Annotated in this window: 10 protein-coding genes; 9 read left to right on the forward strand and 1 reads right to left on the reverse strand. The window is 34.3% G+C overall.

What is annotated here, in order from left to right:
* Positions 1-361: 361 nt before the first annotated feature.
* Positions 362-2,047 carry a hypothetical protein gene (locus tag SLW70_RS08440; RefSeq protein ID WP_320891671.1) on the reverse strand — a complete coding sequence of 562 codons (1,686 nt, stop codon included), beginning with the start codon at positions 2,045-2,047 and terminating at the stop codon, positions 362-364.
* 474 nt (positions 2,048-2,521) lie between these two features.
* On the opposite strand from SLW70_RS08440, the gene SLW70_RS08445 reads away from it, so the two are divergent.
* From SLW70_RS08445 to SLW70_RS08485, 9 genes are all read left to right on the forward strand, one after another.
* Positions 2,522-5,062 carry a glycoside hydrolase family 2 TIM barrel-domain containing protein gene (locus SLW70_RS08445; protein ID WP_320891672.1) on the forward strand — a complete coding sequence of 847 codons (2,541 nt, stop codon included), beginning with the start codon at positions 2,522-2,524 and terminating at the stop codon, positions 5,060-5,062.
* A 135-nt stretch (positions 5,063-5,197) separates the two neighbouring features.
* On the forward strand, positions 5,198-6,310 hold the full coding sequence (locus SLW70_RS08450; RefSeq protein WP_414458249.1) for a glycoside hydrolase family 117 protein: 1,113 nt from the start codon (positions 5,198-5,200) through the stop codon (positions 6,308-6,310).
* A 323-nt stretch (positions 6,311-6,633) separates the two neighbouring features.
* Positions 6,634-7,425 carry an IclR family transcriptional regulator gene (locus SLW70_RS08455; protein WP_320891673.1) on the forward strand — a complete coding sequence of 264 codons (792 nt, stop codon included), beginning with the start codon at positions 6,634-6,636 and terminating at the stop codon, positions 7,423-7,425.
* A gap of 200 nt (positions 7,426-7,625) precedes the next feature.
* Entirely contained in the window at positions 7,626-8,642 is a 1,017-nt protein-coding gene (locus SLW70_RS08460; RefSeq protein ID WP_320891674.1) for a zinc-dependent alcohol dehydrogenase, read from the forward strand.
* A gap of 24 nt (positions 8,643-8,666) precedes the next feature.
* Positions 8,667-9,437 carry an SDR family NAD(P)-dependent oxidoreductase gene (locus SLW70_RS08465; protein WP_220763628.1) on the forward strand — a complete coding sequence of 257 codons (771 nt, stop codon included), beginning with the start codon at positions 8,667-8,669 and terminating at the stop codon, positions 9,435-9,437.
* Between the two features lie 27 nt (positions 9,438-9,464).
* Complete coding sequence (gene aldA / locus SLW70_RS08470; protein WP_320891675.1) at positions 9,465-10,919, forward strand: aldehyde dehydrogenase; 1,455 nt, start codon at positions 9,465-9,467, stop codon at positions 10,917-10,919.
* 200 nt (positions 10,920-11,119) lie between these two features.
* Entirely contained in the window at positions 11,120-12,214 is a 1,095-nt protein-coding gene (locus tag SLW70_RS08475) for a mandelate racemase/muconate lactonizing enzyme family protein (protein ID WP_320891676.1), read from the forward strand.
* A 30-nt stretch (positions 12,215-12,244) separates the two neighbouring features.
* The gene (locus tag SLW70_RS08480) at positions 12,245-13,288 is read left to right on the forward strand and encodes an aldose epimerase family protein (RefSeq protein ID WP_320891677.1); all 1,044 of its coding nucleotides are present in this window, start codon (positions 12,245-12,247) and stop codon (positions 13,286-13,288) included.
* Positions 13,289-13,322: 34 nt separating this feature from the next.
* The gene (locus SLW70_RS08485) at positions 13,323-14,333 is read left to right on the forward strand and encodes an L-rhamnose/proton symporter RhaT (RefSeq protein ID WP_320891678.1); all 1,011 of its coding nucleotides are present in this window, start codon (positions 13,323-13,325) and stop codon (positions 14,331-14,333) included.
* Positions 14,334-14,655 lie beyond the last annotated feature (322 nt).

A 14,655-nucleotide genomic window follows, 5' to 3' on the forward strand; every position in this document is an offset into this window, starting at 1 on the left:
TATGCATTATATTATCTGTATTTTTACATATAACGAAATTATAACAGTGCTAAATTACAAAATCACCACCATTTGGGGTAAAATACTAACTCGATTAAAACTAGACAAACTGCTTTTTTTTTAAGTCTTACTCCTTTTATTTATAGGATATGAGGCGAAAACTAGACACAACTATCTACTGAATAATAATAAATGGTATTGTTAGAATCTAAAACCATGAAACAAATACAATATCATATTTGCTAGATTAAATTTTATTAAGTTTTTTAAAAATGAAAATGGTGTTTTTGTAAACAAAAAAAAACATCGGTTGTAATTTTAACCGATGTTTTGTGTTATTATAAAAAAAAACGTACTTGAATTAAATGTTTTCAATAAACTCATTCAAATTGTCATTTCGCTCTAATTTGAATTTTTTGCGAAGTCGGTATCTGGAAGTATGGACACTTTCAAAAGAAATGCCTAATAGAGAGGCCATATCCTTACTTGAAAAATTCAACTTAATCAAGGCACAGATCTTTAAGTCTGTTTGACCTAAGTCCGGATATTTTTCTTTTAGGTTGGTGTAAAAGCTTTGGTTAACCGCTGTAAATCGAGCTTCAAATTCTTTCCAGTTACTGCTAGGGGTGCCTTGGATGGTTTTGAGCATCTTATTAATAGTTCGCACATCAACATTTTCTTTGTTGTCGGTTAAATTAACCTTTAATCGTTCTATAAATTCGTCTTTTTCGATTAATTGTAATGCAGAAGAAGTAAGTTCTTTATTTTTTAGTTCTAAGATTTCTTTACTTTTTTGGAGTTCCATTTCTTGCTTTTCAGCCAAAGCTTGTTTTTCGGACTGATGCTTTCTTCTTATATTTTTAATTAACAATCTTCCGTATAATAGTAAAGAAATAACAATCAAAGAATACAGTATGGTTTTTAAATAAGCGATACTTTCTTCATGTTCTAGTTCTTTAATTCGTTGGAGTCGAATGATTTCTTTTTCTTTTTCTTTTTGCATGCGGTATTTATCATTAATTTCAAAAAGATGTTGACTGTTTTTACTATTCTTTCCAAAAACTTGGGCGTTAAATACCATAGCTTGATTAGAATGTAAATACGCATTTTTGTAATTTCCCGTAGCAGCATAAATTTTGGCTAATATTTCATGAGTCATCAATCGATAATTGGAATGGCTTTTGTATTTTTTAGAAAAAGTAAGTGATTTTTCAAAATATAGGATGCTTTGAGATAAGTCTCCTTTCATTCGATATACATCACCTATAAGATAATTGATAATGATTAAATAGGAAGGGTCTCTTATTTCAAAATAATCATTTGCATCTTTCAATTTTGAGAATGCCAAATCGTATTTTTTGTCTACTGCGTCGAGGTAGGCAGCTTCAGCTTCAATATAACGACTTTTTTTTCCGCTATTTATTTTATTATGAGCTATGTAGCAGCTGTCTAAATAGGTTTTTGCTTTTTCATAATTTCCATTAACCCGATAAAGATTTAAGATTGAGAAATAATCTTGCGATAGATATTCGTAATTTCTTACTTTATTTCCGTTAATATTACGTTTAGTTATCTCTAATGAATTATTAAAATAGCGTAAAGCTTCTTCTTCTCGGTCATAATAGCTGTATAGCCAACCCAATGCTTGATAAATTCTAGCTTTGGAAGCATCGTCCTTTGATTTATCGGCTAACAATAAGGCTCTCCAATAACCATCATACGATTTACCATAATCCACGATATGAGCATATAAAAAAGACAAAGCCATTATGTTGTTGATGATGTTAACAGTGTCTTTTTCTGTTTCATAAAGCGCAATACTTTTTTTGTAATAAGAGATAGAGCTATCAGGGTTGATGTATTTTAATTGTTCTGCTTTTTCTAAATAAGGATTAGTTTTAAAATCGTATTGAGAATAAGAACAAATGGAAAATAAAGCAAAATATAAAAACAAAAGATTAGTAAAAGATATTTTCTTTTTAGAATAAGAACAAGCTTTTTTAAAGTAATTGTTTTTAAGGATTTTAGAAAAAGATATTTTATTCATTTTTGGTTGGTTGTTTTGGTAGTTTGTTTTGGTAAAAATACTTTAAAATTTAAACTCAACTTTGAAGTAATTAAAATTAGTGAGTCTAATGTAGTTAATGTCTAGTTAAAATAATAACACATATGGTCAAAAAATGCATTTGTTCAGTTCTTGTCTAGTCGCAAATAATTACGATATCCTATAATAGTAAGATATTTGCTTAGATGATAATTATGAATTTTTAAAGTAAATATTATTAAGAATCAATAACTTTTGTTAGGTAAAAATTAGATATTGATAATTTATTCCTTCATCAGTAAAATAATAATCTGACCATCGCCTTAATAGTTACAACAATAATTCAAATTTAAGAAAATATAAAATTAGGATAAGAGGCGATTATCTATTAAATATGATATTAAGATAAAATCAGTCCTTTTTTAGTTTTTCTAAGTATGAAAAATTAAAAAGCTATATATACAAAATCATAAAAACGTGGAACATAAAACAAAACTCTTATCCGTCAAAAGAATAATTAGATTCAGTCTTTTGAATCTAGTCATACTAGCTACAAATGCTCAAAATGTATCACAAGCAAATACCGATTTTAATTTTAATTGGAATTTTAAACTTGAGAACAACCAAAACTCAAATTGGAAGAAAGTCAATTTACCCCATGATTGGAGTGTTGAAGCTTCTTTTGATTCGATTAAAGGAGAAGGGGCTACAGGGTATTTGCCTGGAGGAATGGGCTGGTACAAGAAAAACTTTAATTTAAAACCGAGCAAAAACCATACAAACTACATTCTTTTTGATGGGATTTATAATAATAGTGAAATCTGGCTGAATGATAAAAAATTAGGGACACATCCTTATGGGTATTCTCCATTTTATTACGACTTAAGTGCCAGCTTAAAAAGCAATGGTGCTAATGAAATAAAAGTAAAGGTTGATCGAACAAGGTATGCTGATAGTCGCTGGTATACTGGTTCAGGAATTTATAGAAATGTAAATTTAATCACGAAATACAATTTACATATCCCAATTTGGGGCACTTATATTACGACTCCAAAAGTGGACAGTCAAAAAAGTAGCATTCATTTAGAAATCAAAGTCAAAAATAACTTTGACAAGTTGGAGAACTTTGAACTGAACACTGTTTTCTTGGATAATAAAGGTGTTAAAGTTGCTGAAAAATCCATCACAGGAAAAGTAAATGCTCATAAAGAAGAAAAATTCATCATTGAATCAGTAGTAAATAATCCTAAATTATGGGATATCGATAATCCAAATTTATACACTGCTGTAACGACCATCAAACAAAATGGGAAAGTCATTGATGAAAACAGCACTACTTTTGGAATAAGAACCATCAAGTTTGATGCTAATACTGGTTTTTATCTCAATGGTAAGAATATGAAAATCAAAGGTGTTTGTTTGCATCATGATGCGGGTTTAGTAGGAGCAGCAGTTCCTAAAGACGTTTGGAGAAGACGTTTTGAAAAATTAAAAGAAGCAGGTGTGAATGCTATTAGAATTTCACACAATCCTGGTTCAGATGAATTTATTTCGCTTTGTGATGAAATGGGAATCATGGTTCAGGATGAGTTTTTTGACGAATGGGATAATCCAAAAGATAAAAGACTAAATATGAAAGAGCAATCCGTAGATGCTATTACTCGTGGATATACGGAACACTTTCAAGAATGGGCAGAACGTGATTTGAAAAACACCATGTTAGCTCATAGAAATCATCCGAGTATCATTCAGTGGAGTATTGGTAACGAAATAGAATGGACCTATGATAGAAATGCACAGGCAACAGGTTTCTTTAATAATATGGATTGGAGTGGGAATTATTTTTGGTCACTTCCACCAAATTCTATCGAGAAAATTAAAGAAAAACTCCAAACATTACCGAGAGAGAAATACGATATTGGCGTTACTGCCAAAAAATTGGCCAAATGGACAAAAGAAATGGATACCACTCGCTATGTAATTGCTAATTGCATTTTGCCTTCTTCCAGTTATGAGTCTGGATATGCCGATGCCTTAGATATCATAGGCTATAGCTACCGAAGAGTTGTTTATGACTACGGGCATAAAAACTACCCTAACTTGCCAATTATGGGGACTGAAAACGTAGCGCAATGGCACGAATGGAAAGCCATCATGGAACGTCCTTTTATTTCAGGAACTTTTTTGTGGACAGGGATTGATTATATGGGAGAATCTAATAAAAAATGGCCTGAAAAAGGAACGCCAAGTGGTATTTTAGATTATGCTGGTTTCGAAAAACCATCCTACCATATGATGAAATCTTTATGGAATGCGGCTCCTGAATTGTATATTGCAACTCAAACAGTTGATAAATCCACTTATAAAATAGATGATAAAACTGGTGAACCTGTTGAGAAAAAGAAAGGAGCTTGGGAGCATGCTTTGTGGGTTTGGCATGATGTAAATGAACATTGGGAATACAATCAAGGAGCTCAAACAATTGTTGAAGTATATTCCAATTGTGAGGAAGTGGAATTGTTTTTAAATGACCGTTCTTTAGGGAAGAAAAAATTAATTGATTTTGAAGACCATATTTATAAATGGGCAGTCCCTTTTGAAGCTGGAAAATTAACCGCTAAGGGAACTAAATCAGGTAGTTCGATTATTACGGAAAGAATCACACCTAAGCAAGCGCATCATATACAGTTGACAACAGATAAAAAAGAATTGAGAGCTGACGGTTATGAAGTAGCGCACATTGTTGCCCAAATCATGGATGCAAACAATAATCCTGTGAAAACTATAAATCCAGAAATTACTTTTACAGTCGATGGTAATTTAAAAGTATTAGGTGTTGATAATGGTGCTGTAGATAATGTTCAAAAAATACAATCAAATAAAATTATCCCATCTCAAGGGCGATGCTTACTAATTGTTCAATCTAAGAAAGGTGAGGCTGTTTCAGGTTCTGTTAAAGCAAGTGCAAAAGAACTAAGCAGTAACACAATTCAATTAACTAATAATAATTTAAAATAAACCAAAATGAATCTAATTAAAAAGAGCCTTTTAGGCATATTGACGACTGGAATGTTTTTGAATATGACAGCCCAATCGAAAGCTGATAAAGAATTAAGAGCCAAAGCCATAAAGTATAAAGACAAATATGGTATTATGGATGTGGATCATTTAAGTGCAGCAACAAAACGCGCTTTACAATGGGATCAAAACTTAGGAAATGAATGGTTCATCGAATTTGGTGATTTAAAACCACTGAAAGGGGACTTAGCTTATGAAGAAGGTGTAGTACGAAGAGATCCAAGTGCCATTATTAAAGAGAATGGTAAATATTATGTTTGGTATTCAAAAAGCACAGGTCCTACACAAGGTTTTGGAGGGGATATGGAAAATAAAAAAGTATTTCCTTGGGACAGATGTGATATTTGGTATGCTACTTCTCAAGATGGTTGGACATGGAAAGAAGAAGGTGTAGCAATCGCTAGAGGGAAAAAAGGTTCTTATGACGACCGTTCCGTTTTTACTGTTGAAATCATGAAATGGGATGGCAAATATTATTTGTGCTATCAAACAGTAGAAGGAATTTATAATGTGCGTGTAAAAGAAAAAGTAGGGATGGCTTGGTCAACTTCGCCAGACGGACCTTGGACTAAATTAGATGCACCAATTTTAGCTCCTGCTGAAAATGGAGTTTGGAAAGGTAAAGAAGACAACCGTTTCTTAGTGGAGAAAAAAGGTGACTTTGATAGTCATAAAACACACGACCCTTGTATCTTACCTTATAAAGGAAAATTCTATTTGTACTACAAAGGAGAACAAATGGGTGAAGAAATGACTTTTGGAGGTCGTCAAATCCGTCATGGTGTTGCCATTGCTGATAATCCATTAGGACCTTATGTGAAATCACCTTATAATCCAATTAGTAACAGTGGACATGAAATCTGTGTTTGGCCGTATAATGGCGGAATTGCTTCTTTAATTACTACAGATGGACCAGAAAAAAACACCTTACAATGGTCTCCTGATGGAATCAATTTTGAGATTAAAGCTTCTATTAAAGATGCGCCTCACGCTATTGGTTTAAATAGAACAGCGGACAATGAAAAAGAACCAACAGAAACTTTGCGTTGGGGACTAACTCATATCTATAACAACTGGAATTATCAAAGCATTATGCGTTTTTCATCTGAAAGAAAAACAACTCATGTGGCTGTTGGTGAAAAATCAGTTGACGGCAAAACTGAAAAGGCGGAAAGCATGCACAAATAAAAGGATTTCCTTTCTTAAAGCCCCCTCTTTTCTTTCTTCGAAATTAAAAGAGGGGATTTTTTTTAACCCAAAATCCGAATTTGGATATTATTAAGTTTTTTCACGCTGATTAGGCAGATTTTCGCAGATTTTATGTTATAAAAACTATTAAAAAAAATTGTGTTATCCGTGTTCTAATGTGTAATATAGGTTTAAATAGCATATAATCAGTTGTTTAGCTGATGTAATAATCTTTTTTATTTAGATTATTTATCGCTGTAATTTATCTTATGAAATTTCATAAATAACAGTACTTTTGTCTCAAAATTAATATTACGAGTTATATGATTCCAGAAAAAGAAGACCTAAAATCGAATTATAATGTTCCCAACCTTGAGCGAGGATTGCAAATTATTGAGTTGCTTGCTACACATCCTAAAGGGCTCACTTTGACTGAAATTATACAAACTTTAGATGTTACCAAGTCGAGTGCTTTTCGTATTACAAATACTTTGATATTTAAAAATTATTTGCAAAAAAACGAAACCTCCAAAAAAATTACGCTCTCTAGAAAATTGCTAACATTAGGGATTTCATCCATGAATGAGCAGAGTATCGTTGAACTTTCTATCGATATCATGCGAGCCTTGCGCGATGAACTTAAAGAATCTGTAATGTTAGGGGTTGTTTTAGGACAAACAGGAACTATTTTGGAACAAGTATCGTCTTCTTTCCCTGTTAAACTTTATGTAGAACAAGGAACTCACTTTCACCTTCATAGTTCGGTAGGAGGGAAATCCATTCTAGCTTTTATGCCTGAGGAAGATGCAAAACCTATAATAGATGGTATTAGTTTTACTAAACTAACAAAAAATACCATCATCTCAAAAAAGACTTTTAAAGAGGAATTACTTCAGGTAAGACAAAAGGGATATGCTATTGATAATGGTGAAGATATTCAAGGTATCCATTGTATAGGAGCTCCTATTTTTAATGAATACGGTTATCCTGTAGCTTGTTTGTGGATTACGGCTCCTCATGGTAGGTTGCCACATGAAGAATTTGAAGCTAAAGGAAAAATTATCCTTCGATATGCACTTGAAATATCTCTAAAATTAGGCTATATCGCGCGATAATTATTTGTCTTAATACACGATACATCTTACAAAAAGTGTTTTGATAATTCAAAACACTTTTTTTTCATCCCTTATTTTATATATGAAACTAGTTTTTCTAATGAAAAAAATCGGCTCTTAATTAATTGTATATAAAATGTTATTATTATATTTGTTTCAAATAAGAAACAAGTTTATCATTTGAAACAAATAAATATATAATGAAAGCAACCATTTACGAAGGGAATAAAACCTTTACAGTTATTGAAAAAGAAGTAGCGCAACCTGCTGCTGGTGAAGTTAGAATTAAAGTGGCCTATGTGGGAGTTTGTGGAACTGATGTGCACATCTATCACGGAATGATGGATAAACGTGTGAATATTCCTGAAACGATTGGTCACGAAATGTCAGGGGTTATTGATGCTGTTGGCGAAGGAGTTAGTGGATACGCAATTGGAGACAAAGTGGTAGTTCGTCCATTAGATGACCGCAAGGCAAAAGCTTCTGATAAAGGATTCAATCATATTTGCGAAGAATTAAAATTTATTGGAATTGATAGTCCTGGAGCTATGCAACAGTACTGGAATGTACCTGCTTTTACCTTACATAAATTAAAGGAAACTACCGACTTAAAATTAGCTGCACTAATCGAACCATTATCAGTTGCTACACATGATGTACGTAGAAGTGGATTGGTAAAAGGAGAAACAGCAGTTGTTTTAGGAGGAGGCCCTATAGGTTTGTTAGTAGCGATGGCTGCAAAAGAAGTAGGAGCACAGGTAATTATTTCAGAGGTTAATCCTAATCGTATTGCTAAAGCTAAAGAACTTGGTTTTGATGCAGTAAGCCCAATTGAGGTGGATTTAGTGGAATATGTGAAATCAAAAACAGATAACCGTAGAGCGGATGTAGTTTTTGAAGTAGCTGGAGTACAACCTGCCTTAGACATTATGTGTGAAGTAGCTGGAATTAGAGGAAGAATCTTGATGGTTGCTATTCACGGAGAGAAAAAACCAGTAGATTTATTTAAATTTTTCTGGAAAGAATTAAGCTTAATCGGTGCTCGTGTTTATGAAAAAGAAGACTACGAAAAAGCAATTCAATTAATTACGGCTAATGAGTTGCCATTCGAACAAATGATAACAGATGTACAGCCGTTGACGAATATCCAACAAGTATTTGAAAATATCGACAAAAATCCAGAAGGCTTAAAAGTATTAATGGATTGCCAAGCATAAATAATAACAATTAAACAAAAAAAGATGAGCGTTTTAGATACATTCAGTTTAAAAGGAAAAATTGCATTGGTAACAGGATGCAAAAGAGGAATTGGAAAAGCAATGGCTATAGGTTTGGCGCAAGCAGGTGCTGATATCATTGGTGTAAGTGCTTCATTAGAAACAGAAGGAAGTGCAGTTGAAAAAGAAGTAACAGCCTTAGGTAGAAAATTTAAAGGATATACTTGTGACTTTGGTGACAGAAAATCATTGTATGCATTTATTGAAGCTGTAAAAGCTGATTTTCCACAAATCGATATTTTGGTCAATAATGCGGGTACTATCTTAAGAGCACCAGCCGCTGAGCATCCAGATGAAATGTGGGACAAAGTGGTTGAAGTAAATCAAAATGCACAATTCATTCTAACGAGAGAAATAGGAAAAGAAATGGTAGCTAGAGGGAACGGAAAAATTGTTTTCACAGCTTCATTATTGACTTTCCAAGGGGGTATTACTGTTCCAGGTTATGCTGCAAGTAAAGGAGCTATTGGTCAATTAACAATGGCTTTTGCTAACGAATGGGCAGGTAAAGGTGTAAATGTAAATGCCATTGCACCAGGGTATATCGATACGGATAACACAGAAGCATTGCGTAACGACCCTGTTCGTTCGGCTTCTATTTTAGGACGTATTCCTGCGGGACGTTGGGGTAAACCAGAAGATTTTGCTGGTCCAACAGTTTTCTTATGTTCAGAAGCAGCTTCTTACATGCACGGTACAACGATGCTTGTTGATGGTGGATGGATGGGACGATAAATTGTTTAAAATTTAATAAAAGTAAAGATGGCAGAAATTAAAGAATACCAATTATTTATTAATGGTGAGTGGAAAACTTCTACTTCTGGTGAAACAATTGATGTTTTAAGCCCAGCTACAGAAGAAGTGGTGGCAAGAGTACAAAATGGTACTGCTGAAGAAGCGCTAGAAACCTTAGCGTTTGCTGACAAAGCACAAAAAGAATGGAAAAAGAAACCTGCAAGAGAAAGAGCTGAATTATTATATAAGTTCTCTAATGAAATTAAAGCGAACTCAGAATATTTAGCGCAATTAATTGTTAAAGAGCAAGGAAAATTATTAAAAGTAGCTCGTTTTGAAGTTGCCGTTGCATCATCATTCATTGAATATGCTTGCGAAGGAGCACGTCGCATTGAAGGAGATATTATTCCTTCTGATAATCCAAACGAGCAAATTTGGATTCAAAAAGTACCTCGTGGGGTTATTGTTGCTATCACGGCTTGGAACTTTCCTTTTGCATTAGCGGCTCGTAAGTTGGGACCTGCTTTGATTGCAGGAAACAGTATTGTGATTAAACCAACATCTGAAACACCTTTATCAACCTTAGAGTTAGGAAATATTGCTAATAAAGTGGGAATTCCTGCGGGAGTAATTAACATTCTAACAGGTCCTGGTAGAGCGATGGGGAATGCTTTGGTAAAAAGCCCAATCACTAAAATGGTTACCATGACAGGTTCTACGCCTGTAGGTCAAGATATTGCTCGTAATGCAGCAGAAAATCTAACGCACGTACAATTAGAACTAGGAGGAAAAGCGCCTTTTATCGTTTTTGCTGATGCAGATATTGATGCTGCAGTAGATGCTGCTTTGCATTCTCGTTTTGACAACTGTGGTCAAGTGTGTACATGTAACGAACGTATGTATTTACACGAAGATATCTATGATGTTTTCATGGAAAAATTCATTCCAAAAGTAAAAGCACTTAAAGTTGGCGACCCAATGCTAGAAGAAACCGATATGGGACCTAAAGTAAATGCTGCTGAGTTGAAAGCTATGGAGCACCTTGTTGCTGTAAGTATCAAAGAAGGGGCAACTGTTGCAACTGGTGGAAACAAACCAACAGGTCCTGGATTTGAAAAAGGATACTGGTTTGAACCAACTGTTTTAACTAATGTTACGCAAGAGATGACTATCGTTCATGAAGAGTCTTTTGGACCAATTTTACCTGTACTTAAATTCAAGACTTTTGAAGAAGTAATCGGGTATGCTAATGATTGCGAATATGGTTTGGCGGCGATGGTTTTCACCAACGATATGAGCACCATTATGAAATGTAATGATGAACTAGAATACGGAGAAATTTACGTAAACCGTGGTCATGGTGAGCAACACCAAGGTTTCCACAACGGATATAAATTATCTGGTTCTGGTGGGGAAGACGGTAAATACGGTTTTGAACAATATTTAGAAAAGAAAACTTTCTATATTAGACATAAAGCTTAAGTTAATACCATTTGCTATTGATTTTTTTCAAAGAAATCGTTTTGTAAAAAGCACTCCAGTACAGGGTTTTACTGTTACTGGAGCTTTTTCGGTAAATAGCATGACAAAAAATAAGTGAATGGATTTTCAAATAGAATAAGAACAAATGTATTGTTGATTTCTGTAGATAATCCAGATTAAATAAAAATACATAGACGAAGATGAATACAGCAATTAAAAATGTAAAAGTCCAATTGTTTAAAGTGCCATTGCCAGAGATTTTAAACGATGCAAAGCATGGAGATCATTCTCATTTCGAATTGGTAACAACTACCATAACTCTTGAAGATGGTTCAGAAGGAACAGGATATACGTATACTGGTGGTAAAGGTGGTCATGCGATAAAAGCGATGCTAGAACACGACTTTGCTTCGGTTTTAGTAGGTAAAGATGGAACTGATATTGATGGAATTTATGATTTCATGGAATGGCATGTACATTATGTAGGTCGTGGCGGAATTGCTTCATTTGCTATTTCAACCATAGATATTGCGTTATGGGATATTAAATGTAAAAAAGCAGGACAGCCTTTATGGAAAATGGCTGGCGGACAAGGTAATACTTGTAAAGCGTATTGTGGAGGAATCGATTTACAATTTCCTATCGAAAAACTTTTGCGCAACATGCAAGGGTATATGGATGCAGGTTTCAAAGCGGTGAAAATCAAAATTGGGCGTGAAAACCTAGAGGAAGATTTAGAGCGCATCAAAGCCGTTCGCGAATTTGTAGGTCCAGACGTGACTTTTATGGTAGATGCTAATTATTCCATGTCTAAAGAAAAGGCGATTCGTGCCATCGAAGGTTTCAAACAATACGATATTACTTGGTTTGAAGAACCAATCATCCCAGACGATTATAAAGGTTATGGTGAAATTGTTGACAAAACAGGATTCCCATTAGCAATGGGTGAAAACTTACATACCATTCACGAATTTGAGTATGCTTTTGACCAAGCCAAATTATCATTTATTCAACCAGATGCCTCTAACTGTGGCGGAATTACAGGTTGGTTAGCAGCTGCTAGATTGGCAGACAAACATAACATACCCGCTTGTTCACACGGTATGCAAGAACTACACGTAAGTTTGGTTTCGGCACAGCCTAATTCGGGTTGGTTAGAAGTACATAGTTTCCCTATTGACCAATACACAACACGTCCATTGGTGGTAGAAAACCATAGAGCTGTTGCTCCTGATTATCCTGGAACAGGAGTTATTTTTGACTGGGAAAAACTAGCTCCTTATGAGCAAAAATAAGATGTTAACTAACCAAAAAAGATTAACCCCATGAAGGCAACCCAATCCAATTTCGGAAAAATAGGCAATACAGACATTCATTTGTTTCGTTTGCAAAATGCCAATGGTACAGAAGTAACAGTAACAAATTATGGAGCTACCATTACTTCTATACTCATTCCTAATAAAGAAGGAAAACTAGAGAATATAGCTTGTGGATTTGATACTCTTGACGGGTATTTTTCTGAGGCTTATACTGCTAACGCCCCTTACTTTGGAGGAACCATCGGACGTTATTGTTCTCAAATTAAAGACGCTAGTTTTGAATTGAATGGAAAGAAATACAATTTAGCAAAAAACTGCGGTGAGAATAATTTACACGGTGGTAAAGTAGGTTTTGATAAAAAAATATGGAATGCTGAAATTTTAGATTCCAACGCTGTTGCCTCAGTAAAAATGACTTTGTTGAGTGAAAATTTAGAAGAAGGTTTTCCTGGCGATGTCAATACAACGGTTACATTTACCTTAACAGATGCTAATGAATTGCGTATCGATTATTCCGCTACACCTACAGAGGATACGCCTTTATCGTTAACGAATCATACCTATTTCAATTTGTCAAAATTTGCAGATACTGTCGAAAATCATTCGGTTCAATTATTTTCTAACCAAAGATTACAATTAGATGAAACTGGAGCTGCAACTGGTGAAATTGTGAATGTGGAAGGTGCAGCTGATGATTTAAGACAACCAAAAAGAATTGGCGAGGTACACCAGGCAATGAATGATGGTTTTGAACATTTTTACCTTTTTGATAATCCTACAGCACAACTGAATCGTGTGGCTTTGATTGCCAATGAATCGAATGATCTTCAACTAGAAGTGTTCACCACCGAGCCTTGTATGTTATTATATACTGGAAAATATACTTCTAACGATATTCAAAGAGAAAATGGTGAACAATATGGAAAATATCGTGGGTTTTGTTGTGAAACACATCGTTATCCCAACGGTCCTAACATAAGCCATTCGCCAAACAGCATTACTAAAGCTGGTGAAGAGTTTACAAGTACAACAGTCTTTAAATTCAAATGATTAGCAATACATTAACAACCAAAAATACACAATTATGATTGAAGGAATCTTACTAGCGATATTCGCTGGATTAATGCTAGGACTCTATGCATTACCTGAAAAATTTACGAAGGATTTTAAATACGAGAACACTTGGAGTTTGTTCTTTTTATTGACCATGTTTGTAGTGCCTATAATTGCATCTATTACATTGATTAACGGGTTTTCGACTATTTTTAGCGACATGCCAACAGATATTTTAATCAAAATGGGATTAGCTAGTTTCCTATGGGGAATAGGAGTAATGATGTGGAGTAAAGCCATCAATTACATCGGACTTTCATTAGGATTTTCGTTATTCATTGGAACCGTTATTTTGGTAGGTTCTTTGTTACCGTTTATTGTGGAAGGGTTACCGCCAACAAACAAATTAACCTTAATTCTAACGGGATTATTCATTGTACTCATTGGGATTTTCGCTAACGGAAAAGCCGGATATATTAGAGAAAAGGTAGAAAATAAAGATAATGACAATACCGACAAAGCTTCGATGACTACTGGAATTTTAATTGCAGTGGTGGGAGGTTTATTGGCTACAGGATTTAGCTATGCCAATGCGGTGGGTCGTCCTTATTTACATGAGGCTTGCCAGGCTCAAGGAAACGCTGATTGGATTACAGCTGTAGCGGTAATGTTTCCTATTTTTATCAGTGGTGGAATCGTGATGACGGCTTATTTTGTTTGGCAATTATCGGCTAAGAAAGCTTGGGGCGATTTTACCACTCCCGCTTTCGGAAAAAACTTTTTCTTGATATTGGTCATGGCAGTTTTTCATTATGCTGCATCGGCCTTGTTTGCTTTTGCTGCTTTCAAATTAGGAAACAGTGGAAATACAGTAGGTTATGCCATTTTCAATACCTCTTGTGTGGTTACCGCTATCATGAGTGGAATTGTTACTAAGGAATGGATTAACGCTTCGGCTAAGGCCAGAAACTTCCTTTATGCAGGATTAGCTTGTATGGTGGCAGGAATCATCTTTGTAGCATTCGGAAACGGGGCTATGTAAAAGGTAAACATTTTGTTTATTTATATATTTATTTTATTGAGACTGTCCGAAAAGTAATTTTCGGGCAGTTTTTTTAACAATGATGGTTTTATTTTTTTATAAACTAAAACCAAGTGGTATCTGAAATTCATTTGTTTGATTACATATTATTCGATTCACAAATTTGGATGCTTTATAACCTCAAAAGCCAAGAGAATAAGCTTTTATTCTAACATTTTAAATACAAAAAAACATTTGTATCACAAGCAAAATCAAATGTTCAAATAAAGTTGTCAGTAAGGTATAATTTTATAATTACCCAATTTTTGAGACCTAATACAAC

It is taken from the genome of Flavobacterium sp. NG2 (genome assembly GCF_034119845.1).
Lineage (GTDB): Bacteria > Bacteroidota > Bacteroidia > Flavobacteriales > Flavobacteriaceae > Flavobacterium.

Coding starts and splice junctions, on each gene's coding strand:
- SLW70_RS08450 (WP_414458249.1), top strand. CDS start 5,198: ATGGATGTGGATCATTTAAGTGCAGCAACAAAACGCGCTTTACAATGG.
- SLW70_RS08465 (WP_220763628.1), top strand. CDS start 8,667: ATGAGCGTTTTAGATACATTCAGTTTAAAAGGAAAAATTGCATTGGTA.
- SLW70_RS08440 (WP_320891671.1), bottom strand. CDS start 2,047: ATGAATAAAATATCTTTTTCTAAAATCCTTAAAAACAATTACTTTAAA.
- SLW70_RS08460 (WP_320891674.1), top strand. CDS start 7,626: ATGAAAGCAACCATTTACGAAGGGAATAAAACCTTTACAGTTATTGAA.
- SLW70_RS08480 (WP_320891677.1), top strand. CDS start 12,245: ATGAAGGCAACCCAATCCAATTTCGGAAAAATAGGCAATACAGACATT.
- SLW70_RS08455 (WP_320891673.1), top strand. CDS start 6,634: ATGATTCCAGAAAAAGAAGACCTAAAATCGAATTATAATGTTCCCAAC.
- SLW70_RS08485 (WP_320891678.1), top strand. CDS start 13,323: ATGATTGAAGGAATCTTACTAGCGATATTCGCTGGATTAATGCTAGGA.
- aldA (WP_320891675.1), top strand. CDS start 9,465: ATGGCAGAAATTAAAGAATACCAATTATTTATTAATGGTGAGTGGAAA.
- SLW70_RS08475 (WP_320891676.1), top strand. CDS start 11,120: ATGAATACAGCAATTAAAAATGTAAAAGTCCAATTGTTTAAAGTGCCA.